The organism is Sphingobacterium sp. UT-1RO-CII-1, from assembly GCF_026711005.1.
Classification (GTDB): Bacteria; Bacteroidota; Bacteroidia; order Sphingobacteriales; family Sphingobacteriaceae; genus Sphingobacterium.
In genome coordinates, this window is record NZ_JAPPVJ010000004.1 from 419222 (window position 1) to 444983 (window position 25762).

Here is a 25762-nt window from a genome sequence, read left to right on the forward strand (position 1 = left end):
TAGAAATAAATAGAAATACGGATAGTATTTCATATAGCAGTTGAAAAACAAACCGAGCTTGCGAGCTCATGAAATAATTTTATACATATGAAAAATCTCACTATTGTTTTTTTCGGATTGTTCTTCATATTTACCTTACCTCTTCAAGCAGACACTATGCTTCCCTTTTCTTTATCCCTTGAACAGCATCATTTGTTAAGTTTTTTACCCTTGCTATTAGCTTTGGTGCTATTGGCTATCGTCCTTTTATTGGAGAAAGGTATACGACGTTGGTCCGAAGAGTTTAAGAATAGGAGTCGGTTTAAAGACAAAAATCAATTGAAGTCCATGACACATGCTTTTGACAAAAAGCAATTGGAACGTGCGTTCTCGATATGGAAAAAAATGGGAAGAACAGCAAAGCTTATCCTTGTTTTTGCTTTTCTTGCTGCTCTAAATTTGAGCGAGATTGCCTATGCCCAAGGTCCTGTCGCTCTAAAACCCGGCCCTTTATGGAAACAAGGCGGTATAATCATTACGGTTGTTTTGGTTATGATACCCATTATTGTAGGCTTAGTGCTGATGGTTGTAAAAGTCAAAAAACTCATTAACAAGCACAGTCAGGGATGGGGAAATAAAGATGCAGAGGTATTGGCCGCCTACCTAGAGACATTAACAGAAGAAGAAAAGCGGGAATTGATAGAGAAAAAAGAACGTCTAGACTATACGCTGAACAATGACGAACTGGGCGGTAAACAGCAGGTAAGAGACGAGCGTGGGCTGTTGGCTTTTCAGGAACTGACACAGCTGCCGGTAGTGCCTATAAAGAAAAAAGCTCTGCCTAGGCCGGATATAGACCCAAAGCTTGCTCTTTTAATAAAATGGTATCTGATTTCGGCCACCTTTTGGCTTTTGTTTGGCACAACGGTGGGCGAATATCTTGGTGTTAAGTTTCTAGCGCCCGATTTAGATAGTGTAAGCTGGTTGAGCTTCGGTAGGCTTAGACCTGTACATACGAATGCTGTGTTTTGGGGTTGGGCTTCATTGGGCATGTTGGGCTTAGGCTATTATATTGTCCCCCGAGTGAGCAACGCTCCCTTAGCACGGATAGCTTGGGGCTGGTGGGCACTCTGTCTGATTAACGCATCGGTGTTTTTGGGATCGATCAGTCTTATGATGGGAATCAATAATGGCGGAGGAGAATACCGGGAGTATATATGGCCAATCATGCTGTTGTTCGGACTGGGAGTGGGGCTCTCTATTGGTAGCTATTATAAAACAATTGCGCAGCGCAAGACTGGCGAAATATATATATCGAATTGGTACATACTCTCAGCCGCAATATTTATTAGCGTAACCGCTATTGTAGGTTATATTCCCACTTGGCAGGATGGTCTCGGCGAAACTATCGTGCAGGGTTATTATATGCACCAAGCAGTAGGCATGTGGTTTATGCTCTTCACGCTCGGTATAGTTTATTACTTCTTGCCGCAACAGCTTAACCGCCCTATTTACTCCTATAGTCTAGGGATCATGGCGTTCTGGACACAGATTTTATTCTATACATTGATCGGCACACACCACTTTGTATTTAGTGCTATCCCCTGGTGGTTACAGACTGTAGCGATAGTAGCCAGTGTGGGCATGGTTATTCCTGTAGTCGCTGGTACAACAAACTTCTTGCTTACTTTTAAGGGAGCATGGTACAAGATAAAAGATAGCTACACATTGCCTTTCTTTCTCGTCGGGATCATTTTTTACTTTACAGGTTCTTTGCAGGGGACAGCAGAGGCTTTTCGTTACACCAACCTCCTGTGGCATTTTACCGATTTTACAGTGGCGCATTCGCACATGACGATGTACGGTATTATTACCTTCCTACTTTGGGGCGGTATTTATGCACTCCTGCCTCGGCTTAGCGGACAGGAAGCACCGCAATCTACCGTAGGCGCACATTTCTGGCTGGCGCTGATAGGCTTATTGTTTTATTCTATTCCCTTGATGTACGGCGGAACAATGCGTGGCCTGGCTTGGATGGATAATGTACCATTTGTCGAAACCATAACCATGATGATGCCCTATTGGTTGTGGAGAGCAATTGGCGGATCGTTAATGTGGGCTTCCCATCTGTTTTTTGCTTACAATATGTATAAAATGCTGCAAAAACCAAGCGGACAGGTGGATACCACGCATATAGCATTGAAAAAACTGGAAGATAAATTCAATACGAGTAATTAAAAGATAATAGCTGCATATACGATGGAACTTTTTAATAATCATAAAAAACTATTTGTACTGGCTTCTCTACTGTTTGTAGTATTGACTATTGTGATTGCCATATTGCCGGCCATAGATAATCAGTTGAACAATCATCCCTTGCCGGGAGTGAAGGCTTTTACAGAGGAGGAAATAAGAGGTAGAAACTTGTTTATTGCCAATGGCTGTGTGGCTTGCCATACCCAGCAGGTAAGGAATGTTGAAATGGACAGACCTTGGGGCAGCAGGCCGTCTATGGCGGCAGATTATGCTACGCAAACACGTGTAGATATATGGCGGAATACCGCAACCCTCATGGGGACAGAGCGCACCGGGCCCGACTTAATTGATGTAGGTAGTAGGCAACCCAGTACAGACTGGCATTTGGTGCATCTTTTTAACCCACGTATTGTGGTCAAAGAGTCGATTATGCCCGCCTATTCTTGGATGTTTGAACTGAAAGAAAATCCCGCTACTGAGGATGTTGTGGTGAATGTGCCAGCCGATTATTTAAAAGGACGGCAAGGGAAAGTAGTCGCTACGCAAGATGCGTTAGATTTGGTAGCCTATCTTAAAGCATTGAAGCAACATCCGCTGCCCGAGACAACGGTGGCCCCGACTTTTCTCTATAAGATGGAAAAAGCCCGTAAAGCACTGGATGCCGTTGGCGCAGCGCCAACCGTCGATGGTGAAGCACTCTATGTAGCCAATTGTCAGGCTTGCCACCAATCTAACGGTGAAGGTTTGCTTGGTGCGTTTCCGCCTCTTAAAGGCAGCCGCATTGTCGAGGGAGATGATCTGCAACTGTATGTTGATATTATAATGAATGGCTACGATTCGAGACCAGAATATGGCCCGATGGCTCCTATAGGAAGTGTACTAGGATGGACAGAAAAAGAAGTTACCGCTATTATCAACTATGAAAAGAGCAGTTGGGGAAATAAAGCAGTACCCGTCACCGAGGAGGAAGTGAAAAAAGTGATGGATTATATTGAGTCTATTAAATAATAAGCTTATGACAAAGAAGATAATAATTGCCAGTGTACTCGCTTGGATTGCCGGCATAGGTAGTGTCCTGAGTTGTGAAGTATGCGAGCGTAATCAGCCTAAAATGCTCAGAGGAATCGTGCATGGGCAAGGACCGGACAGTCAGTGGGATTATCTGATTATTGGTGCTGTCGCAGTCATTGTTGTGATAACCATATATTTGAGTGTTAAATATCTGGTGAAACCTGGCGAAAAAGGCGAACAACATATTAAAAGAACATTTTTGGACGAATAAAAAGACAGAGATATGGAAGCTAAAAGTAAAGTGCTTATTTTTATAGATGATGAGCAAGAGCCCATAGCTGAATTGAACACGCCCGTAAAATTGCAGCTGGATACCCGAAAATTGATAGACGGTAAACATACTTTGAAAATTGTAAGCAAAGATCCTGTAGGTAAAGAGGGGATAAGGATCATACCTTTCGAAGTGAGAAATGGCCCTGCGATAGCAGTCGAAGGAATTAAAGAAAATGCTGTGTTGGATGGTATCGTTCCGCTGATGGTAAATGCCTACGGGAAAGGTGATCAAAAATCGTTTTTAATAGCCGGTAGCGAAACGCCTCAAAGTATCCCTGTATGGGTATGGATTACGGTTATCGTTTTTGTGGCTTGGGCTTTATATTATCTGGTACGCTATATGGATATCGCTTAAAAATGAAACGGTATTTGGAAGTGCTGTAGGTAGATTAGTATTATTCTTTAGATCGTTCTAACTCTTCTGTTGTGAAGAAGAGAAAAATTTATAATATGAATTCTATATGCAGAAGCCTGTCTCAATTTGCAATACGATTTGATCATTTTTGATTTCTATAAAATGTGAAAATAAACTATGTGTAACTTTTTTTAGTGCTGTAATTCCGTTTTCTCCTTTTATGAACTCACAATTGAAGTCAAAATAAGTTTCAAATAACTCCACAGTACTTATCATCCTTTGCATTATTTAGCTAAGGGCCTGACCGATGAAACCAGTTCCAACAAAAATTTGCCAGGCTCCTCAATGGGCAATAAGTGAGACGAGTCGTGGAACCAGACGGCTTTTTTATAGGGGGCATTAACCTGATCGATCCATTCCACAGTGGGTTGGGTTGGACTTGAATAATCGTGTTTACCCATGAATTGGAAAACGGGTATGGGGAAGGTGGTAACTTGAGTGAAGTCTACAGAAAGAAACTCATCAAGAAGTTTTTCCAAGGTGAAAATATTGCCTTGGTGGATTGCTCTGACATCATTGATGTTGTATTCTGGAGAAAGTAGGGGACTCTTAAAAAAAAAGTCGAATTCATTGCGATAGGCGGCTAGTCCCCCATAATATTGAGCCCATTTTCTGGCAGTGATAATTCGATCTCTGGTCAAGGGCTCCGTTCCCGGGTATGGCGCGATAGACATCAATTCTGTGATGGCTTCTTGGTTATTATTTTCTTTTGCCTTACTTAACCCATGTTCAAAGCTCAATTTTTCGTTTTCCAAAGTTTTTATTACTTGCCCCACACCGATGTAAGCATAGAACAGATCAGGGCGGCGAAGTGCTGCTGTCATGGCAACGATGCTTCCCCAACTATGCCCCAGTAGGAATACCTTTTCTTTATCGTACCTTTTCCGTATCAGCTCCGTGATCTCGATGCAGTCTTCCACGTATTGATCGATATGAATGGATTTATCAAGTTGAATAGTATCATTATCGTGATAGGTTTTTCCCGCTCCCCGCTGATCATAATTGACTACGGTAAAGTATTCTTCAATAGGGCGTTGAAATGTCCATGCTAATGGAGCTAAGGGGGATGCGGGGCCACCGTGAACCATAAGGATAACAGGGTTCTTTTTACTCTTCCCTCTGGTAAATACCCATTGATTTACCGCTCCGATATCCAGTAGGAAGTTTTCTTGGATTCCCTCAGGTGTCACTATGGAATCCAAATCGGCAATGATGGCCTTGCTTTTATCATAGAGCGTATCTGATGATATTTGGGCGAGTGTCGACTGTAAGGTAAGGGATAAGGTGATAAAGATGAGTAGCTTAATCATGATGTGGTGGTGTTAAATGTTTATAGTATTTTTATTACAAGTAATGTCCAATTTCTATAAACAATTTGTCAAAGTGAAAATAAAAAGTATAACTGTCTCTTATCTTTCTTGGTGGATGTATGATTTCAAGTCCCCCATCAACTAGTTTTTTATAAAGACTATCTACTTGTTCGGCATTATCAGTTATAAATCCAAAATGAAAGTCTTTAGGGTAAATAATATCATTTTGTTTATTATTCATTATAACAAGCGTAAAATTATTCATGTTTTTTAATACTGCAATCCCGTTTTCTCCTTGTATGAACTCACAATTGAAGTCAAAATAAGTTTCAAATAATTTTACGTTATTTATTACATCTGTAACAATAAGATTTAAGTGGTTTATCGTCATCTCTTTTTGTTTTAATACTGATTCTTTTTAATGTTATCAAATTATCATAAGGCTGATCCTTTATTGAGATCAGGATAAAAAATTAATTCACCTTTCCGAATGGAGACCAATCTTATTTCCCTCACTATCCAGAATTGTCGCAATAAATCCTACAGGACCAAACAACTGTTTGGGCTCGATAATTTTTCCACCTGCAAGCACTACTTTATCAAGCACAGCCTGAATACTTGGGCTAGCATTTATGTAAATCACAGTTCCTTCACCAGATGGTCTGTTTTTGTTTGATTTAGCGAGTACGCCTGTAACCCTGCCAGATGTAGCTTGTACGACATCTGGGTCGAAAGGAAAGAAAACGCCTTCATCTTCCCCATCTCCCCGTTTAATCATTTCTATATCTAAAATTGTTTCGTAGAACTTTTTTGCCCTATCAATATCTGATACAGGGATTTCAAACCAAGTTAAAACATTTGTCTGTTTATCAATTTTTCGTAGTTTTTGCATTTTGTATTTACATTGTTTTATACAAAAAACGACAATTATAGTGTGATTTGGCCGTGACAATTGTCACATAATTTTGAGTTAACGTAAAGTTCGACGTTTTCTAATGCGACTTAATGTTTCTCTTTTGACACCGAGAAATGAGGCTATTTGGGAGAGTGGTACTCTTTGCATTATTTCTGGCCTTGTGTTCTCTAGATATTCTAAGCGTTGTTGCGCCGAATAGAGTTGAAAAATACTGGAAAGCTCTTCTTGTCTGATTGCAAACAGACGAATACAAATTCTTCCTAATGCCTCAATCTCTGAAGACTGCTTCGCAATCTCAAACAACTTTTCTTTTGCGAAAACAACCGCAGTTAAAGATTCACAAGCTATAATATTATAATCGGATTTTTTCTCTGTACCAAAACTTTGAACATTGGTAGTAATTTCATTTTCCATAAAAAAGCCTGTATTTTTAATTTCACCATCAATTTCATAATATGATCTACAATAGCCGCCCACGATGTAAAACAATGAATTGCATATTTCACCTTGCTTAAGAAGAAAATCTCCCTTTTCGAATCTTGCTTCCTTTAATGCAGGCTGAAGTAACTTCCAGCTTTTATCTGAAAATGGACTAATCGAACGAAGATAATTTAAAACATTTTTTTCTACCATGGTTATCACAGTTAATTACAGTATTGAGATGCATGAGTTTTTTTTGTTCTCTTTCAATTTTATAGGAATTAATTTCTAAATATACCATCTACAAAATAATCTTAAAATTCTGATCCGTTAATAGTAATACAATTGTGAGTATGCACATTATTAGTGAATTATAGAAGTGGTGATATTCCTGATGAGCCATATGGGCCGTTAATGCTCCAACTGCAAAAGGTAATAAGAACAAAACAGCCAGGTTTTTGTATTGGGGTTTAAATAATCCAATGATAAGTAAGATAACACCTATCAACTCTCCAATGCCTATAAGTATAGTCCATGTTTTATTGAAACCTAAATTTTGCATGCTCTCCATCATTGATTTTTTTTGAAAAACTTTAAATAACGATGCGTAGCCAAAAACATAGAGGTAATACGTAAAACTTAACCAATGAATGATTGCTGTGATTTTTTCCATTTTTCTATTTTAATTAGTTACTGTACAAATATCTTTCTTAACTTGTGTTTATAAAAGAACCTACAAAATTGTATGATACTGACTTAAAAGTAAGTGTGTATGGAAAACAGAAAAGAAAGCTCCACAAACAGTATAAATGAAGCATATTGGAACAAGAACTGTGGTATTGCTCATACATTGTCTTTAATTGGAGGCAGATGGAAAATTAATATTCTATCTTACCTGTTGAATGAAAATAAACTCCGATATAATGAATTAAGAAAACGTCTGGTAGGCATCTCTGAAAGGATGTTAATAGCTAAATTAAAAGAGTTAGAGAAAGATGGGCTCGTAAATAGGATAGTTCATCAGCAAGTGCCTCCAAAAGTGGAGTATGAATTGACCGAGCTGGGTACATCTCTACAAGAAATATTATACCTTATGGATAAGTGGGGAGAGACCAACCTTGTCTTATCAGCCCAAGCTATTACTGATGAAAAAGATAGTTTTTATGAGAAATTAACAAATGCTGTTACCCAAAATATTATCTAATTTCCTATGTGTCCTTGATGACATTGTTTATAGAATTAGAAGGTTGGTCATTGTGGATTATTATTTATTGCATTGCTCTCGTACAGGCTATATATAAGATACTTCTATCTATCTCCCTCTTATAATTAGGTTTATTGACGAAGGGAACATCAGTCTGTCAAATTCTAGCTCTTTAGCGAGCTGGGCGGTCGTCACAACAATGGCATCAGAAAACATTGTACTCTCAGCAGAAATATATTCTGTTTTTAACTTTAATTGTGATTTGTAAAAATTGATTTTAAAAACGTTTCCTATCATCTATTACAAAATTTTCAAAATTGCAATTTTCCCGCATTCAAGAGCCACATAAATTTCACCATGACCTATTGCAATTCCATGTGGTTCAGAGTTTTTTGTTGGAAGATCAAATTCATGAATATTGCCATCCAGATCGATATTTGCAATTTTATTTGCTCCCCACTGCGTAAACCAAAGTTTGTCTTTTCGATTATAGGTTATGGCATGTGGTTTGGCATCGGGTGTTTGAAGTTTATATTCTTCGATCGTATCATCCGAATTGACTTTTCCAATTTTATTTCCCAATATTTCCACAAACCAAACAGAATCTTGTGGTCCTGCGCAAATCCCAACTGGTCCAGAATTCTCTGTAGGTATTGGTATGTTTTTAAAGCGTCCTTTATTATCTAATCTTCCAATTGAATTGTTTTGGTTCAGCGTAAACCAAACATTTTCATTTCTATCAATGGTAATATAGCTAGGGTAGGATCTTTCAAATGGAATTACAAACTCGGAATACCTATTGGATGCATCAAGTCGTCCGATTCTGTTGGCATTCATTAAGGTGAACCAAACAGAATTATTTTTTGGGTTATGGGCTATGCCAAATACGCCAGAATTCTCATGTTCTAGATCATATTCTTGGATATTACCTTTGTAATCAATTTTACCGATTTTATTGCCCAAAGATTCTGTAAACCACAGCTCGTTTGCCCCCTTCACAATGGTCGAAAGCCCCGCGTTTTCAGTAGGCACAGGAAATTCAACAACTTCTCCTTTTGATGTTATCCTTCCAATTTTATTCGCCTTGTTTTGAGTGAACCAAAAAGCGTCGTCATCTCCAAAGGCTATACCGTATGGTGAACTATCTTTCGCTATCTCAAGTTCTTTTATCATACTAAAATATTTTACCTGTAAGGTACTCCAAATTTTCTGTTATTTTTTCAATTTCCCAATTCCACCATTGTAAATCTAAAAGTCTTTCAATCTCTTGCTCGGGAAACCTCTTTCTAAGAAGAGTAGCTGGATTTCCGCCTACAATCGCATATGGTTCGACATCTTTTGTAACAGTAGCATTCGTCGCAATAATTGCACCGTCACCTATTTTTATTCCGGGCATGATAGTGACATTGGCTCCTATCCAGACGTCATTACCGATAACCGTATCACCCTTATAAGGTAATTCTTCGATCTCAGGTTCTATCCGTTTCCAATCCTTGCCAAAAATATTAAAAGGATAAGTGGTAATTCCGTCCATTTTATGATTTGCTCCATTCATAATAAAAGTAATTCCTGACGCAATCATACAGAACTTGCCTATAATCAGTTTGTCACCAATAAAATCATAATGGTACTTTACATTTTTCTCAAAATTTTCCACATTTTCATAATCATCGTAGTAGGTATATTCACCCACAATAATATTCGGATTCTTGATTATGTTCTTAAGAAAACATAGCGTACGGTGGTTTACTATCGGAAATTTTTCATCTTTATTTGGTATCTGCATAGTTCACTTTTTTATTAAGATTGACTAAGAAGTTTAGAAACAAAATCTTCCATAGAGCTAATATTATCGCTTAAGTACTTCAAAGATTAATTCGTTTCTACTAAAAATGTAACCCATTATATTAACTCATTTTTCTTTATTAAGATTGATACTTCTCTTAAAATTGTTAAATCAGTCTATATAGTCAGAAAATAACAGATAAAATAATGATTTGACTCCGTCGCATAAAAACTCGAACATAAACTATGTTTTTTTTCGTAAACATAGAAATGGTTCAAAAAAAATCAGAAGGAAGTACGCCGGTGAAAGACTTAAAATCACGGATAAAATGGGACTGATCATAATATCCTCCATTTAAACCAAGATCTGTGAGGTTATTTTGCAAATGTGCTTCTTCAAATAGACTTCTGAAACGTATAATTTTACAATATTGTTTGGGTGTAGTCCCTACATTGGCTCTGAAGTTTTTTTCGAAAGAATCTCGGCTTATACTGATTTCTTTTGAAAGGTCGTTGATGGAAACGAGCCCTTTTTTTTCTTTAATCCGGTGGATAGCATCTTTAATTCGGGTGTCCATAACCTTGGGTTCTTTTTCTGAAATCAAGAAATCCTCTAATAGCTGAAGCATTTTTATGTAAGAAGATTGATTTGAAAGCTGCTGATTTAAGGACAAAACTTTTTGACGACTAAAAAAATAATCTAATGGAAGAAAAGTGCCAGAAAAATTGTGGATGGGCTTTCTTATAAAAAAGGAAGCAAAGCCTGGGTTGACTATGGTAGTAAGTAAGCTGGTTTGCGCCGTGAAACTAAATTGAAGGTGTTTTTGGGAGATACCGAAAACTGTAGCTTTCGGTAGGTCAACCTTAGAACCGTCATTTTTTATCATCGCTATGTTTCCATTGATGATATGATTAAAAGATATAGAAGGATTTGGAAAGAGATGCATTTCCATTTCGCTCGTACACTGGACGATCATATACTCCTTAATGAAAGGTTTGAGCAATTTGTGAGGTAAAAACCTAAGTTCTTTTCTTTTGCTATTTTTTAGGTCGTGCTCAAAAAAAGATATTTTATTTTCCGTCATCGATTAATGTCCTTGTAGTTAGATGCTTATGGAAATGTGGTGAAAATATTATAACGTGATGTATAACTTTGAAACTTTCCAGTGCAGACTAGCCTTCGGTTAGTCATGCAGCTGCAAGTTATCTTTTGATTGCTGATTAGAAGATTGTTATTATCCATTTTGTGATTACCAGTCCATTATTTCTACTTTAATTCTTTTCTTTTCTAAAAGCTCAATAACAGTGGAAGAACAAAATCTATTTGCCTGCACTCTCAGTACCTTATCACAGTCTTCTAAATCGATAGTAACCATGGAGTCTAGAATCAGCTCGGACAGTTCGGCTTGAATATTTTTAGCTAAACGAGGATCATTAATGCTTGTTTTATATACCTTTACCATACTTATTATTTTTAACCGTATTTTGATTTCGTTTTAAAGAAATCAGTCTGTAACAAACTAACGGGGTTTAAATGAAATTGTAAAATATCATGGATTTCATAATAGCCATCATTTGATTCCGATTAAAGCTTGCATCGAGGTCAGACAGACAAGTATAAAAGCAATCCCAATTTAGGAGAAGATACAAGTGAGAAAGGGATACTTCAAGCCATTTCCCGTTCCCATTTTTCCTCAAACAGTTTTTTCAGTTCGGCCAATTCGTTATGGTATATTGTGTTTTTCCTTGTACCGAAGTATAGCGTGTTTTCCCACGGGATGTTACCCTCCCAGACCAATTTAATTTTTCCTACTTCCAATGCTTCCTGACAAAGGAAATCTGGGACAATTGAAAACCCGTCATTGTTACTTAAGCAGCGTATAATGGAACTGATATTGGGTACAATATAATTTGGGCTGAAATCAGGATGTTCATTGAAATTCTTTGACCAGAAGTTTTTGAGATGTTCCATATCTCCTGCCGTGCTGTACCATAGCTGTTGTTTGAGAAAGTCTTTTACACCTAGAACATCACCATTTTCTAATAAGGATTTCAATTCGGAAGTATCTGTTTTGCTCCCGGCAATCAGTACAATACGTTCTTTGGAAAACGGTCTATATATAAGGTTTGATTGGTTGCCCTTTTGTGGTGTAATGATCATATCCAGCAATCCATTTTCCAAGTCAGCCTGCATTTGCGGATAAAGCCCGAATTTGATAATTAAATTGAAAGGTAGGCTTGCAACATGTTCCTCTAAAGTGTATTGGAACGTTTCGAAGCACATACCGATACTTATGGTAGCTCTTTCGGGTTTGGAACGACGATGGAAATACTGTTCCGCACTTTCCAATTTTTGGAGTGGTTGTAAGATGAAGTTGTAAAGTATCTTGCCTTTTTCCGTCGGCACCACTTTACGAGGAGAACGGTCGAATAACTTATACCCCGCATACGCCTCCAAAGAATTCAGGTGAAGGCTAACGCCCGGCTGTGAGATAAATAATTCTTTAGCGGCAGATGATAATGTACCGGTTTCATATATGGCTCTAAAAGTCCTTAGCCATTCCAAATTCCACTGCATAACTATTATTTTTATAATACAAATATACAATTTAAGTTATTTTGGTGATAATAAAACATTCCTGAAATTTGTCTCATAATGTTCTTATAAAAAATGATTGGGCAAGAAGTGCTCTAGAATCAAATAGTCGAGTGGGAGCAATTTATGCTTGAAGGCTACTAGATTGGCGGCCATAAGCGATTTCTTTAGGAGATTGGACATTATCAAATAAAAACGGTTTTAAATAACAAAAAAAGATGGAATATAGAAAATTAGGCAATTCGGGATTAAAAGTACCGGTGTTAAGCTTAGGTACAGGTACCTTTGGCGGTACGGATGAGTTCTTTAAGCGTTGGGGCCAGACGGATGTAAAAGAAGCTTCACGGTTGATTGATATCTGTTTAGAGAATGGGGTAAACTTCTTTGATACCGCCAATGTTTATTCGCAGGGAGTATCTGAAGAAATATTAGGTCAGGTCCTAAAAGGAAAAAGAAACGAGACAATCGTTTCAACCAAAGGCACTTATACTATGGGAACAGGGGTGAACGAAAGAGGGGGCTCTCGTTTTCATATCACAAATGCGATCAATGATAGTTTGAAGCGTTTGAAAACAGATTATGTTGATATATATTTTATGCATGGTTTTGACAGTAGTACCCCCATTGAGGAAACGCTGCGGACATTGGACGATCTAGTGTCAAGCGGTAAAGTAAGGTATATTGGCTGTTCCAACTTTGCGGCCTGGCAACTGATGAAGTCGTTGTCCATTTCAGAAAAGTACAACTTCGAAAAATATGTTATCTACCAAGGTTATTATTCCTTGATCGGCCGTGATTATGAGCAGGAACTGATGCCTTTGATAAAGGATCAGGGTATGGGATTGATGGTGTGGAGTCCGCTCGGTTGGGGCAGGCTTACGGGAAAAATAAGAAGAAACCAACCGATTGCGGATGGGCGGATACAATCTGGTGGTGCAGTAGGCTCTCCTCCTGTAGAGGATGAAGAGCTGTATATGCTTGTAGATGTTTTGGAAAGAATAGCAAACGAAACAGGTAAGACTATTTCGCAGGTAGCAATAAACTGGTTGGTACAGCAGGATACTGTTTCCAATATTGTGATCGGTGCAAGAAATGAGCAACAACTGATCGAGAATTTAGGTAGTGTCGGTTGGTCATTATCAGAAGCAAATCTTGCAGAACTTAATGCGATTACAGCTCCTAAACTTATTTATCCACATTGGGTTGGTGATAGGTAACTATAGGTTGTTGAGTAGAGGGTATAGCTTATATAGGGGTTAAGATTTAGTTTGTGACATTTGTCACGGTTCATTCAATTAATTTTTTGTGAATTTTGAAGAGTTAAATTTCGAAAAATAAGTTTTATAGATTTTAGATTGAATTATTATGGGATCAAGTAATTTCAGTAAATATAGAGTTTCTACATCATCAATTGATTGGAAACCTTTGGTAGAGGACAATGTTGATACAAGGGGAATCTTTTATAAAGTTTTGCATTATAATGAAAAACAGCAAAGACCATCTAGTTTTATCTTGAAGTTTGAAAAAGGCGCATCATATCCATTACATAATCATCCTGGTGGAGAAGAAGCTTTTATTTTAGAAGGCGAAGTCTATTTTAATGAATTAAAACTAGTGAAGGGAGATTACTTTTTTACACCTAAAAACTTTAAGCACTCAGTTAAATCAGAAACAGGCTGTCAGATTTTATTTATTGTTCCAGAAGAAGTTGAAATAATGGAAGCGGACACACATTAAAATAAACTATGTAAACTATAATTATTGGAAGTATTATATTTAGCATACTGATCAAAGGTTTATATTTATGTTTATAGTCTTTTGATTCACATGGTAACAGGTTGCGGTTAAGTATTATAGCCTCTTTTTATATTGAAGTATGAGACGCTTTGTTGCCAGAGTAAGTTTGATTTTCTGCATCTGTCTTTTGATTTTATTAGAATGTTTCTGAGTGTTTGTATCTAGTTTTGAAAAAAATAAGGTAATTAAGAAGTGTAAACCGATATAAGAAAATAGAGATAAAGAATGAAAATAGAGATTTTATACAGTTTGACTATAGAGCAATTTGAAAATTTGGGTCACGATGGATATGAATCAGATCAAATTTACAATCTGACATTAAATAGTGATGAGAATTCTTTTTTATTTAAAATTGCACTCGAAAATTTGAAGGAGAAGTATGTGAAAGATTACGAAACAACCTTCGAGGATATTGATGAATATAACAATATTGTGCTTGAAGGAAATTCGTTTGGAGCTTATAATAATGAACTTGTCGGAGTTGCAATTTGTGAGGAACATAAGTGGAACAATAGTCTTTATCTTTCAAATTTAATAGTATCTCAAAAAGATCGACAAAAAGGTATTGGTAAACTCTTAATTCAAAATATAATTGAACATGCAAAAAATAGAAACTTCAGACTTATCGAATTGGAAACTCAAAACACAAATGTTCCTGCAATCAAATTTTACCAAAAGCAAGGTTTTAAAATAACAGGTTTGAAGACGAATTTATATAACAAAGATGGCATTGAAAAAGCAATCTATATGACATTCGAAATATAAAAAATGCCTGTACATAGTTTCATTTTTTAGCTCTAAATAGATGGAGTTATTATAGATAATAAATTTTGGTTGATGGAGCTGGAATTGATAGAACCTTACTTGTTTTTGAATAATGATGAGAACTTATTAGATAATTATTATCAAGCATTAGTAGCCTGTTTATAATGTTATCATATAGGCCATTAAAGCCTTCCGGATGGTGTTTTTGATAAGTAATACTTTGTCCTCGTATGAAAATAAAATATATTTTATTCGTAAAGTATAATTTATTTACGCTAAATTGTAAAGCAGATAGTTCAACTGATCAAGGGCCTGTACTTAATATACCTTAGTACAGGCCTTTATTAAGAGAAAGTAAGAGCCCATTTGGCTTTTCTCAAAATCATTGCATATGACTTTACCACAACTGCTGCGCAAGCTGACTCCTTTCATTAAACCTTATAGACACCTTATATTTTACACTTTATTATTGACAGTCGTTGGTTCGTTTGCTGCACAGGTTAATGCTTTTATTTTAAAGTATACGGTAGATTCAATTAGCGATTTGCTGGTAGCGCAAAGTCCGCTCTCAGCAGGCTTTCACCTGTTGGGTTTTATCACCGTCATACTCTTGACTAAAGAAGTTATTTATTCTTTTGTGCAGTTCGGACAGAAGTATTTTGGCGAAAAGTTAAGGATTTTTATAGCCCGCGACTTTGCACAGGATATAGTAGAAAAGATATTAACCTATAGGTTGGCTTTTTATACTTCGTCGACCAACGAGTCCGGCAAGTTGCAAACACGCATCGATGCCGGGATAAGTAGCTTAACCAGGTTGGTGCAAAATTTCTTTATCGATATTTTACCTTTATTCGCTAATGCTATAGTGGCTTTGGTGTTTATGTTTATGGCCAATTTTTATGTAGGCTTGGTCGGTCTATTAGTGATACCTATCTATTTTTATGTTTCGCAAAGGCAAGCACAGAAATTGTCGGGCTTTCGTCGCAAGATGCGAAATTATAGAGAGAATAAAAGTAATCAGATCATTAACCTGATCAGCTCGATTACCGTGATCAAGTCTTTCGTGCGGGAAGATCTAGAAGCTGAAAAGCATAGGCAGATACAGTATGATATGACGGAAAACCAAATGACAACCCGTAAGACAAGCTTTACGTTTGATAGTATAAAAAGTTTTGTCGAGCAGATTGGCGTGGTTATAGTTATCATCCTGACTGCTTACCTCGTGATGAGCAATCAGATTACTTTAGGTGCTATTATGTTTCATGTGATGTTGTTTAATAATGTGTCGGCACCGATCAGGCAATTGCATCGAATTTATGATGAGGTTAATGATGCGTTGATTTATTCAGAGGGGTTCTTTGAGATATTAGAATCGGATCAACAGGTTGAAGGCTCTGGAACTTATAGACCAACGGATATAAAAGGATTGATTGAAGTTAAAAACATAGATTTTGAATACCCGAATGGAACGAAAGCTATCAAAAATGTCAGTATGACGATAAAGCCCAACGATATTACGGCATTAGTTGGGCTTAGCGGTGCCGGAAAAAGCACGATGATAAACCTGCTCGATAAGTTTTATGACCCTACAGCAGGAGCAATCTATCTGGACGGCGTTGATCTGAAAGAGTATGATACACACTTTTTGAGGCAAAATATAGGTCTGGTATTGCAAAGTAACCATATTTTTAAAGGCTCGATTGCCGAAAATATCCGCTACGGAAAGACAGATGCAAGCATGGAAGAGGTGATAAATGCAGCAAAAAAAGCCTATATACATGAGCAGGTAATGGAGTTGCCCGAGCAATACGAATCAGCAGCTAATCTGCTTTCGGGCGGACAGCAGCAACGTATAGCTATTGCCCGATTGTTTTTGAAAAATCCACCGATCATATTCTTGGATGAACCAACTGCCAATTTAGATGCGATCGCTACCGAGCAGATTAAAAAAAGTCTGGATGCGATTAAAGTAGGGCGTACGGTGATTATCGTCTCGCACAGTATATCGCAGATTATAGATGCCTCGCATATTATTGTAATGGAAAAAGGGGAGGTTGTGGAAGCCGGGACGCACGAGGAGTTGTACGAGAAAAAGAACGTATACCATAAGATTTTTAGTGCAATGGCGAATAGTTTGAATATCCAGAAAATTACAGAGTCGATGTCGGAGCATTAAGGTAATGGCTGATCTGTCTTTTTGATGCACTGGTCGTAGCTCTATAATTGAATAATACCAATGTATCTACGAAAAACACCACGATAGAAAGGTGATTTTATTTAGCTTTGTATCGTTTTACGGACATACGGTTAATTTATGTCAGTAGAAACAAAAAATATATAAAATTACACACGTTGAACTGCTTGTTTTTGCTCTGCTACGTATGAAAAAACTGTTTATACTAAGTCTGTCTGTTATGTACCTGATGCTGTCTACTGGCTTCAGCCAGTACATGCACCTCTGCATGACGACGGATGTACAGCAGTATAGTTTAACAGGTCTGCAGATTAGTAGCGACGAGCCTTGTCCGCTTTGTACAAACCTAGAACAAGGTCTGGCACAGCAGAAAGACGACTGCTGTAAGCTCGAAATTACGCAGCTGCGGACAGATGAATTGGCAAAGACAAACCCCAATTTTGACTTTACCGTTAAAGTGTGGGGAGGCATTATTCCCAACCGTATGTTGGGTGCTGTATTTGACCCAGTAGCAGAGCGTGCATCGAAACATCTTTACAGTACTTCAACCCCTCTTGCCCTCATAGAGCAAAACCCGCTCTATATCTTTCATTGCGTCTATAGAATTTAGGATTGAGCTTAATTTATATTGCGTTCGTTGGCTATGTATATAGACCAACCGAACCTTTAGTTTTTTAAGTTTTATTATTCTAAATTTTTATACAATGAATCTAAAATTCATTGCTTCTGTAAGTTTAATATTTGGACTTTCCTATACTGGGCAGACACAAGTATTACACTTGGCAGATGCTTTGCAACAGGCTGTTGACAATTACGATGGAATCAAAATAAAAGAGAACATCGTGCGGGCTACAGCACAAAATACCATTTACCAAAGACAAGAGTATTTGCCTGATCTTACACTCTCCGCGCAACAAAGCTATGGCACGATCAATGCACAACATGGCCCCATGTATGCTTTTGGAGGTTTAGGGTCGGCTGCGACATCTATGCCCGGCGAAAAACAAAGCTGGGATGCCGCATTTGGCTCTTTATATTTTGCAAATATCAATTGGGATGTGTTTACGTTCGGTAGGCTAAAACAGCAGGTCAAACGTGCAACGGCAAAAGAGACAACAGCAGATAGCGATTTATTACACGAACGCTTTAAGCTCCAGGTGAAGGTCGGCGCAGCATATTTAAACCTTTTGGCGAGCCAGCGGATTAAATATGTGCAGGAACAGAACCATTATAGAGCATCTATCTTTTATGAAATGACGGATAGCCGGGCTAAAAGTGGCTTGATTGCCGAGGTAGATGCTTCGCTGGCAGAGGCAGAAATGTCAAATGCAAAATCATTATTAATCAAAGCAGACGATAAAGAGTTGGAACTGTCCAAACAGTTGGCCGTATTACTGGATCATGATTTTCAGAAATATACGTTAGATAGCCGTCTGACTACAACTATACCCCTGTTGCCAAACGGGGATCTAAGAACGACTTCGGCAGATGAGGTGCACCCTTTATTAAAATGGCAGCAAAGCCGCATTCTGGAAAGCCAAGAAACAGAAAAACTGATGGAAACAGGTAAGCTCCCTACAGTATCAGCTTTTGGGGTCATTCAAGGGCGTGGCTCAGGCTTCGATTGGAACTATATGCAAGACCCGACGGCCTATTCTGGATCTTACCTCAAAGGGGTAGGGATCGATAGAGGAAATTATTTGCTGGGTTTTTCTGTGCGCTGGAACATAACAAGTTTATTCCGATCGACAATCAAAACAAAAGAACAGCAGTATTATACACAAGGCTTGCAGCACGCTTACCAAGAAGCGGATAAAGAATTGCAAGCCCAAAGTATGCTTGCAAAACAGCAAGTGCGTAATGCCTTTGATAATTGGGAAGAAACTAATGTGCAACTATCGGCGGCAGAGTTGGCTTATAAACAACACACTGCCCTGTACGAAAATGGTTTAACCACATTGGTGGATTATACACAGGCTTTATACAGCCTAAATCGTGCAGAGATTGATTTTGAAATCGCACAGAATAATGTTTGGCAAAGTTTGCTCTTATGGGCAGCTGCACAAGGGGATATTGACATTTTGTTAGAGGCTATTAAAAACTAAAATTCTATATGGACTTAATAAGATTTGCACTGCGCAAGCCTATATCGGTTATGGTGTTGGTGCTGGGTTTGTTATTCTTCGGAATAAAAGCCACAAAAGAAGTGAAGGTAGATATTTTGCCGGAGATGGATTTACCTGTCGTGTATGTAGCGCACTCGTTTAACGGGTATACACCGCAGCAAATGGAAGGCTATTTTACAAAGATGTATGTGAATATGCTTTTGTTTACCAATGGTATTAAAAGTATTGAATCTAAAAATACACAGGGACTGACCCTCATGAAAGTGAATTTTTATGAAGGGACAAATATGGGGGAGGCGATTGCACAGATTAATGCTTTATCGACCCGTTCGCAGGTTTTCTTACCGCCGGGAGCACCACCGCCATTTATTATCCGCTTTGATTCATCCTCACAGCCCGTAGGGCAGTTGGTGTTCCGTAGTGCTACAAAGACAAATAACCAGTTGCAGGATATTGCCAATTTTGGCGCCCGCCCGTTTTTAATTGCTATACCGGGGCTGACAACAGCGCCACCATTTGGCGGCAGTCCGCGCACGATCGAAATTAATGTCGACCCTGCAAAACTGCGTGCACATAATATGTCTGCCGAGCAGGTCGTGGAAGCAATCAGTAGAAATAATATTACATCGCCTTCTGGTAATGTTTATATCGGCGATACCAATTATTTAACACCTACAAATAATACGGTAAAGACGGTAGAAGAGCTGGGAGATGTGCCTTTGTTAAAAGGACAGGTAGATAATGTATATATACGGGATGTTGCAACCGTGAAAGACGGAGCAGATATAGCAACAGGTTACGCTCTGATTGATGGCAGGCGGTCAGTGTATATTAATATTGCGAAAGCAAGCAACGCATCAACGCTTGATGTGGTAAACCAGTTGAAAGCTTCCTTGCCCAATATTCAGCGTAATATGCCGGATGACGTAACAATTTCGTATGAGTTTGATCAATCGGTATATATTTCCACAGCATTGAAAAGTCTGATTATAGAGGGCGTGTTGGGGGCTTTGTTGACGGGGCTGATGGTGATGCTATTCTTAAACGATAGAAGAGCTGCGCTGATTGTTATTATGACAATCCCCATTTCCATCATATCCGGCGTTTTATTCCTAAAACTCTTTGGGCAAAGTATAAATATCATGTCTCTCTCGGGACTAGCTTTGGCCATTGGTATTTTGGTGGATGAAAGTACGGTTACTATAGAGAATATACACCAGCACTTTGACATGAATAAAACTAAAACACAAGCCATATGGGATGCTTGTAAGGAAATAGCCTTTCCCAAACTTTTAATCATGCTTTGTATTTTAGCGGTTTTTGCTCCCGCATTTATGATGACAGGTATACCAGGGTCACTGTTTATGCCCTTAGCGATGGCCATCGGTTTTTCGATGATATTTTCCTTCCTTTTGTCGCAAACATTTGTGCCCGTGATGGCCAATTGGATGATGAAACGAAAAGAGCATAGAGTCGAGGAAGAGAAAAAACATTGGTTTGATGGCATAAGGGATGGTTTTGTACGGGTGTTGGATAATCTGATGAAAGGTAGAAAGCTAATTGTAGGTGTCAGTCTGCTTGCCATTTTTGGGGCTGCATTTGCGCTTTACCAAATGACAGGTAAGGATGTCTTACCTACGTCAAATTCTCGTCAGTTTCAAGTGCGGCTGAAGGCAGCAGAAGGAACACGTATTGAGGTGACAGAAATGAAGGTGAAAAAGTTTTTACAACACCTAGAAGAAAAAGTAGGAGAGGGGAATGTAGCTATTACATCGGCTTATATAGGTCAGCACCCGTCCACCTTTGCAGTCAGTCCGATATATTTATACAATGCAGGTCCTCACGAGGCATTGATGCAAGTGGCTTTGCACGAATTTAGTGGCAATTCGGATCAGCTGAAGGACGAACTAAGAGCATTTTATAAAGAAAAGATGCCTGATTTACAATTGTCGTTTGAGCCCATAGAATTGACCGAAAAGATTTTGAGCCAGGGCTCGAATACACCAATTGAGATCAGAGTATCGGGGATGATGAAAAAAATGAACCGCATGTATGCCAATAAGCTTTTAGCAAAACTGAAAGAATTTGATTATATGCGCGATCAGCAGATACCGCAGTCTATGGACTACCCTGCGTTGCAGATTGAAATAGACCGTGCACGTGCGGCACAACTAGGCCTGGACGCACAGGATATTGCCCACTCATTGGTGCCAGCAACTGCATCCACACGGTATACCAATAAGAACTTTTGGGTAGGAGGAATGATGGGCATTGCCTACGATGTGCAGGTACAGACGCCGCAGCACCAGCTGAATAGTAAAGAGGAGCTCATTAACCTGCCCATCGCCAAAAATGGCGAACGTACTGTATTAGGAGATGTCGCTACCGTTACACCCGTTAAAGAGTTGGGTGAGAGTTACAACTTAGGAACAATGGGATACACCACTGTAACGGCAAATATACATCAGACCGATTTAGAACGTGCGACGAAAGATGTAAACGCAGCAATCGCTTCGCTTGGCGAGCTGCCAAAAGGCATTAACGTCGCTGTGGCAGGGATGGCTCCCGTATTGGATGAAACGATGTCAAGTTTAGCTTCCGGTCTTTTGATCGCTATTGTTGTTATTTTCTTAATGTTGGCAGCTACATTTCAGTCGTTTCGTGCTTCGCTGGTTATTTTGACAACCGTACCCTTTGTAGCTGTTGGTGCATTGATTTTGCTTAATCTGACAGGTTCCACGTTGAACTTGCAGTCATATATGGGGCTGATTATGTCCATCGGTGTGTCTATTGCTAATGCTGTGCTTTTAGTGAATAATGCAGAAACGGTGCGTAAAGAGACAAACGATGCGGTGTTTGCTGCCATGGAAGCTGCGCGATTGCGGATACGCCCTATTATTATGACTACGTTAGCGATGATGGCAGGCATGCTTCCCATGGCAATAGGGTTTGGTGAGGGGGCTGATCAGGTGTCGCCTTTAGCACGTGCTGTAATCGGAGGGTTGGTGTTTTCGACAGGATCAGTATTGCTAATATTGCCTTTGTTATATGCATGGGTGCAGAAAAATACAAGTATCGTTTCGCCGTCATTGGATCCTGAAGATGAAGAAAGTGTATACTATAACCCAGCAAAGAGTTAATCTGATGATAAACTTCGCTATAGAAGTATGGAAGAGTAAATGAGAAAAATAAATTAATTACATATGAATTGGACATATATACTTGTTGCTGTTGCGTTTTTATTGACCGCCTGTGACAATACAAAAGAAGAAAATAAAGAAAAGATGAAGGAGGATAAGCCGGCAATGATGATGATGAATCCTTTCGAAACAGTGGCTATAGTTAAAAGCAATCCGCAGGTGATGCTACAGTTGGCTGGTGAGTTGAAACCCGATCAACAGACTGAATTATTTGCAAAGGTGAACAGTTATGTCAAGGAATTGCGGGTGGATATCGGTGATTATGTCACGAAGGGCCAGGTGCTCGTATTATTGGAAGCGCCTGAATTGCAGGCGCAACTGGCTAATGCGAAAGGTAAGGTAGCGGCGCAACGTGCTACATATATAGCGACAGCAGCAACCTATGACCGCATGATGAAGGCCAATGAAACAAAAGGGGCAATTGCAAAAGATGCAATAGATCAGATAACTGCGCGAAAACTGGCTGATGAAGCACAGCTGCAGGCGGCAGAAGCAACGTACCGAGAAGTGAAGGATATGGATGCCTACCTGGTAATACGTGCTCCATTCAGCGGTAGGGTTACAGATCGTCAGGTGGACTTAGGAGCCTATGTCGGTCCGATGATAAAAGTACCTCTACTGGTGCTGGAAGATAATGATAAGCTGCGTTTGAACTTGTCCATACCTGAGGCAAATGCGTCATACGTAAGCATAGGAGATACAATTAGTTTTCAGGTTAGATCGCAGCCGCAGACAGTCTTTAAAGCGCAGGTAAGTCGTAAAACAGGAAGTATGGATGTGCAGTTAAGGTCGGAGCGTCTAGAGGCGGATGTGCTGAATGCCGATAAGAGTTTGAAACCTTATATGATAGCTGAGGCCAAGATACCTTTGCAGCATACAGAAGCTACTTTCTTTGTACCTAAGACGGCTGTTGTGGAAAGTGGGATGGGGGTGTATGTCATCCGTGTGGAGCAAGGGAAAACGAAGAATGTATCAGTTCGAAAAGGAAGAATGATGCCCGAGCAGTTTGAAGTATTTGGCGAACTGAATGAGGGCGATATGCTATTGAAAATGGCAAATGAAGAGGTCATGGAAGGTACGGAAATACCTAAAACGAAGATGTAAGAGAATAGAAACTCAGGAAGAAAAAAGAAGTATTTATGAGTTTCATTAGAAATAAGAATACAGCAATAAATTATTTATCAATGACTAATAAAATAATTAAAACAGTCTTTATACTGGGCATCATACTGTTTATCGGTTGTGGACAGTCAGCCCAAACAACTGTTAGTAAAGTTGAAGAGCAAAAAGAACAACATAATAATGTGCTCACTGGCTCTAAGGCATCGCCGCAGAAAGGTGATCAGGTGCCTAACAATTTAGTATGTATGGTGAACGATGCGTATATGGGAAAAGAACAGATCGAAGTAACTGTTGACGGTAAGATGTATTATGGTTGTTGCGATATGTGCAAAGAGCGTATCCCTAAAGATGCGAGTGTAAGGTATGCAATAGATCCACATACGATGCAAAAAGTAGATAAAGCGACGGCATATATTGTTATGATCGCTAAGGGTGGGGAAGTTGCTTATTTTGAGAGTAAATCAAGCTATGAAGCCTTTAGACAGGCACAGGCACGATAATAGGTAGTAGGTTGGTTGCAAACGTTGAGAGATCAACGTTGAAAAGGGGTCTTGATGCCCCTTTTTTGTTTTTAATGCGATGCGCTTTCCTTGGGTGGATGGAAATATATTACGCAGTATGAAATAGATTTTGTAGCTTTAATTATAAACTTATCCTTTTGTAAATAAGAGGTTTGCATCAGTGTGTTTATCGCCTGATAGGTCGGGCAATACACTGCTGTAGTAATCATTTTAAACCAAAACAATATGAAGAGAGAGAATGCACATCAAGATCGGCGTAGCTTTTTATTTAATTTGAGTATGCTGGCGGGAGGACTGGCTGTTACAAGTCCCTTAAAAGGTTTCGACCTAAACAACAGGCTTCGGGTAGTATTGGTCGGGACAGGAGTCCGCGGCATAACATTTTGGGGTAAACGGCTGGTTGATCAATATGCCAGTAAGCTGCAATTTGTAGGCTTATGCGACCATAATAAAGGAAGGTTGCAATATGCTAAGGAATATATGGGGGTAGATTGTCCGCTTTATACAGATTTTGATGAAATGATGAGGGCGAATAAGGTTGATTTAGTTATTGTATGTACCAAAGATTCTACACATCACGAATTTATAATTAAAGGCTTGAATTATGGTTGTGATGTACTCACTGAAAAACCATTAACGACAGATGAAGAAAAATGTCAGCAAATAATTGACGCAGAGAAAAAATCAGACCGTCGTTTGATTGTCGGGTTTAATTATCGGTGGGGGCCTTATGTCACAAAAATTAAAGAACTACTAAATGAAGGTATCATAGGTGAGGTAACTTCGGTCGACTTTAATTGGTATCTCAATGTCCATCATGGAGCATCCTATTTTAGACGCTGGCATGGACTGATGGAGGAGGGAGGCTCGTTATGGGTGCATAAAGCAACGCACCATTTTGATCTGTTAAACTGGTGGCTGGCTGATGAACCGGAAGAAGTCTTTGCGTATGGTGCATTGGAGCACTACGGTAGTAATGGACCCTTTAGAGGGGAGAATTGCAGAACATGTGTACACAAGACGACCTGTAATTATTATTGGGATATTACCAAGAGTAAGATGGATATGAATCTTTATGTGAACAACGAACAGTATGATGGCTATGTGAGGGATAATTGTTTGTTTAGAGAAGAAATAGATATTTATGATAAAATGTCGGCACAAATAAAATATAGAAAAAATACGGTGGTAAATTATAGCCTCACTACATATTCGCCATTTGAAGGGTGGAAAATTGCATTTAATGGGCATAAAGGCCGTATAGAAGCTTGGTTGGATATTCCTTGGATGAATAATGAAAACCTGGATCAATCAGCATTGCACGCCAGTGAGATGAATCAGGTGGCGTCTGCCGACCAAGTAGTAGAACCCGTCATTTTATTCAAGAGTTGGGAAGATTATAAGGTAGTAAATGTAATGAGCGAAAGAGCAGGGCATGGTGGCGGAGATAAGCGCCTGCAGGACAAATTGTTTTTGCATCCAGAAGCTCCCGATCCATTAAATCATGCAGCAGGATTAAAAGATGGTGTACTTTCTATTATGGTGGGTATTGCAGCGCGTAGAAGTATTGAACAGGGAAAGCCTATCAAAATTAAAGATCTCGTTACAATTTAATTGAACAGCGTTGGAAATAAAAAATCCTGAAGCGGGGAGCTCCAGGATTTTACTAACTAACCAATTATTAACCTAAATTATGAATTACTATATAAACGGCGGCTGTTGGGCTTTTGGTACAATGTATCTTGTTTTTTAACGCTTTTTAACGGATTGTCCTGAAGTCAGGTGTTTAATGGTCCTATTTCTCTTGATTTT

General features: G+C 38.8%; 25 protein-coding genes. 15 read left to right on the top strand and 10 right to left on the bottom strand.

Annotated elements, in window-relative coordinates; translation table 11 throughout:
- Nucleotides 1-87 precede the first annotated feature (87 nt).
- Genes ORI89_RS11515 through ORI89_RS11530 form a run of 4 tightly spaced genes read left to right on the top strand, consistent with a single transcriptional unit; the run spans nt 88 to nt 3934 of the window.
- Complete coding sequence (locus ORI89_RS11515) at nt 88-2217, top strand: cbb3-type cytochrome c oxidase subunit I (RefSeq protein WP_268230630.1); 2130 nt, start codon at nt 88-90, stop codon at nt 2215-2217.
- 21 nt (nt 2218-2238) lie between these two features.
- Nucleotides 2239-3243, top strand: coding sequence for a cbb3-type cytochrome c oxidase subunit II (locus ORI89_RS11520; RefSeq protein WP_268230631.1), 1005 nt, complete (start codon nt 2239-2241; stop codon nt 3241-3243).
- Between the two features lie 7 nt (nt 3244-3250).
- Entirely contained in the window at nt 3251-3517 is a 267-nt protein-coding gene (locus ORI89_RS11525) for a hypothetical protein (protein WP_268230632.1), read from the top strand.
- A 12-nt stretch (nt 3518-3529) separates the two neighbouring features.
- A complete protein-coding gene (locus tag ORI89_RS11530) occupies nt 3530-3934 on the top strand; it encodes a cytochrome C (RefSeq protein ID WP_268230633.1) in 405 nt (134 codons plus the stop codon).
- A gap of 284 nt (nt 3935-4218) precedes the next feature.
- On the opposite strand, the gene ORI89_RS11535 is transcribed toward ORI89_RS11530, so the two are convergent.
- The 5 genes from ORI89_RS11535 to ORI89_RS11555 all read right to left on the bottom strand — a co-directional run bounded on the left by ORI89_RS11535 (nt 4219) and on the right by ORI89_RS11555 (nt 7313).
- A complete protein-coding gene (locus ORI89_RS11535; protein WP_268230634.1) occupies nt 4219-5304 on the bottom strand; it encodes an alpha/beta hydrolase in 1086 nt (361 codons plus the stop codon).
- Nucleotides 5305-5338: 34 nt separating this feature from the next.
- Nucleotides 5339-5695 carry a VOC family protein gene (locus ORI89_RS11540; protein ID WP_268230635.1) on the bottom strand — a complete coding sequence of 119 codons (357 nt, stop codon included), beginning with the start codon at nt 5693-5695 and terminating at the stop codon, nt 5339-5341.
- Between the two features lie 87 nt (nt 5696-5782).
- Entirely contained in the window at nt 5783-6196 is a 414-nt protein-coding gene (locus ORI89_RS11545; RefSeq protein ID WP_268230636.1) for a VOC family protein, read from the bottom strand.
- A 78-nt stretch (nt 6197-6274) separates the two neighbouring features.
- The gene (locus ORI89_RS11550; protein WP_268230637.1) at nt 6275-6853 is read right to left on the bottom strand and encodes a Crp/Fnr family transcriptional regulator; all 579 of its coding nucleotides are present in this window, start codon (nt 6851-6853) and stop codon (nt 6275-6277) included.
- 88 nt (nt 6854-6941) lie between these two features.
- Nucleotides 6942-7313: a DoxX family protein gene (locus tag ORI89_RS11555; protein ID WP_268230638.1), complete on the bottom strand. Its 372-nt coding sequence runs from the start codon at nt 7311-7313 to the stop codon at nt 6942-6944.
- 99 nt (nt 7314-7412) lie between these two features.
- On the opposite strand from ORI89_RS11555, the gene ORI89_RS11560 reads away from it, so the two are divergent.
- Nucleotides 7413-7844, top strand: coding sequence for a winged helix-turn-helix transcriptional regulator (locus ORI89_RS11560; protein ID WP_268230639.1), 432 nt, complete (start codon nt 7413-7415; stop codon nt 7842-7844).
- A 300-nt stretch (nt 7845-8144) separates the two neighbouring features.
- Here ORI89_RS11560 and ORI89_RS11565 read toward each other — a convergent pair whose 3' ends face one another.
- The 5 genes from ORI89_RS11565 to ORI89_RS11585 form a co-directional block, all read right to left on the bottom strand.
- Nucleotides 8145-9017 carry a Vgb family protein gene (locus ORI89_RS11565; RefSeq protein WP_268230640.1) on the bottom strand — a complete coding sequence of 291 codons (873 nt, stop codon included), beginning with the start codon at nt 9015-9017 and terminating at the stop codon, nt 8145-8147.
- Nucleotide 9018: 1 nt separating this feature from the next.
- Nucleotides 9019-9630, bottom strand: a complete 612-nt coding sequence (locus ORI89_RS11570; protein WP_268230641.1) for a Vat family streptogramin A O-acetyltransferase — start codon at nt 9628-9630, stop codon at nt 9019-9021.
- Between the two features lie 274 nt (nt 9631-9904).
- Nucleotides 9905-10714, bottom strand: a complete 810-nt coding sequence (locus ORI89_RS11575; protein ID WP_326494312.1) for a helix-turn-helix domain-containing protein — start codon at nt 10712-10714, stop codon at nt 9905-9907.
- A 165-nt stretch (nt 10715-10879) separates the two neighbouring features.
- Nucleotides 10880-11092, bottom strand: coding sequence for a hypothetical protein (locus ORI89_RS11580; RefSeq protein ID WP_268230643.1), 213 nt, complete (start codon nt 11090-11092; stop codon nt 10880-10882).
- Between the two features lie 203 nt (nt 11093-11295).
- On the bottom strand, nt 11296-12207 hold the full coding sequence (locus ORI89_RS11585) for a LysR family transcriptional regulator (RefSeq protein WP_268230644.1): 912 nt from the start codon (nt 12205-12207) through the stop codon (nt 11296-11298).
- A gap of 236 nt (nt 12208-12443) precedes the next feature.
- Between ORI89_RS11585 and ORI89_RS11590 the strand changes: the two genes are divergently transcribed.
- From ORI89_RS11590 to ORI89_RS11635, 10 genes are all read left to right on the top strand, one after another.
- Nucleotides 12444-13442, top strand: coding sequence for an aldo/keto reductase (locus ORI89_RS11590; protein ID WP_268230645.1), 999 nt, complete (start codon nt 12444-12446; stop codon nt 13440-13442).
- 148 nt (nt 13443-13590) lie between these two features.
- The gene (locus ORI89_RS11595) at nt 13591-13962 is read left to right on the top strand and encodes a cupin domain-containing protein (protein WP_268230646.1); all 372 of its coding nucleotides are present in this window, start codon (nt 13591-13593) and stop codon (nt 13960-13962) included.
- Between the two features lie 285 nt (nt 13963-14247).
- Entirely contained in the window at nt 14248-14787 is a 540-nt protein-coding gene (locus tag ORI89_RS11600) for a GNAT family N-acetyltransferase (protein WP_268230647.1), read from the top strand.
- Between the two features lie 391 nt (nt 14788-15178).
- The gene (locus ORI89_RS11605; RefSeq protein ID WP_268230648.1) at nt 15179-16963 is read left to right on the top strand and encodes an ABC transporter ATP-binding protein; all 1785 of its coding nucleotides are present in this window, start codon (nt 15179-15181) and stop codon (nt 16961-16963) included.
- A gap of 205 nt (nt 16964-17168) precedes the next feature.
- Nucleotides 17169-17591, top strand: a complete 423-nt coding sequence (locus ORI89_RS11610; RefSeq protein WP_268230649.1) for a hypothetical protein — start codon at nt 17169-17171, stop codon at nt 17589-17591.
- 94 nt (nt 17592-17685) lie between these two features.
- Nucleotides 17686-19086 (top strand): TolC family protein, encoded by a 1401-nt coding sequence (locus tag ORI89_RS11615; protein WP_268230650.1) that lies wholly within the window; start codon nt 17686-17688, stop codon nt 19084-19086.
- A gap of 8 nt (nt 19087-19094) precedes the next feature.
- A complete protein-coding gene (locus tag ORI89_RS11620) occupies nt 19095-22247 on the top strand; it encodes an efflux RND transporter permease subunit (RefSeq protein ID WP_268230651.1) in 3153 nt (1050 codons plus the stop codon).
- 63 nt (nt 22248-22310) lie between these two features.
- On the top strand, nt 22311-23411 hold the full coding sequence (locus ORI89_RS11625) for an efflux RND transporter periplasmic adaptor subunit (protein ID WP_268230652.1): 1101 nt from the start codon (nt 22311-22313) through the stop codon (nt 23409-23411).
- 80 nt (nt 23412-23491) lie between these two features.
- The gene (locus ORI89_RS11630; RefSeq protein ID WP_268230653.1) at nt 23492-23929 is read left to right on the top strand and encodes a hypothetical protein; all 438 of its coding nucleotides are present in this window, start codon (nt 23492-23494) and stop codon (nt 23927-23929) included.
- 246 nt (nt 23930-24175) lie between these two features.
- Nucleotides 24176-25564, top strand: a complete 1389-nt coding sequence (locus tag ORI89_RS11635; RefSeq protein ID WP_268230654.1) for a Gfo/Idh/MocA family protein — start codon at nt 24176-24178, stop codon at nt 25562-25564.
- The last annotated feature ends 198 nt before the right edge of the window (nt 25565-25762 follow it).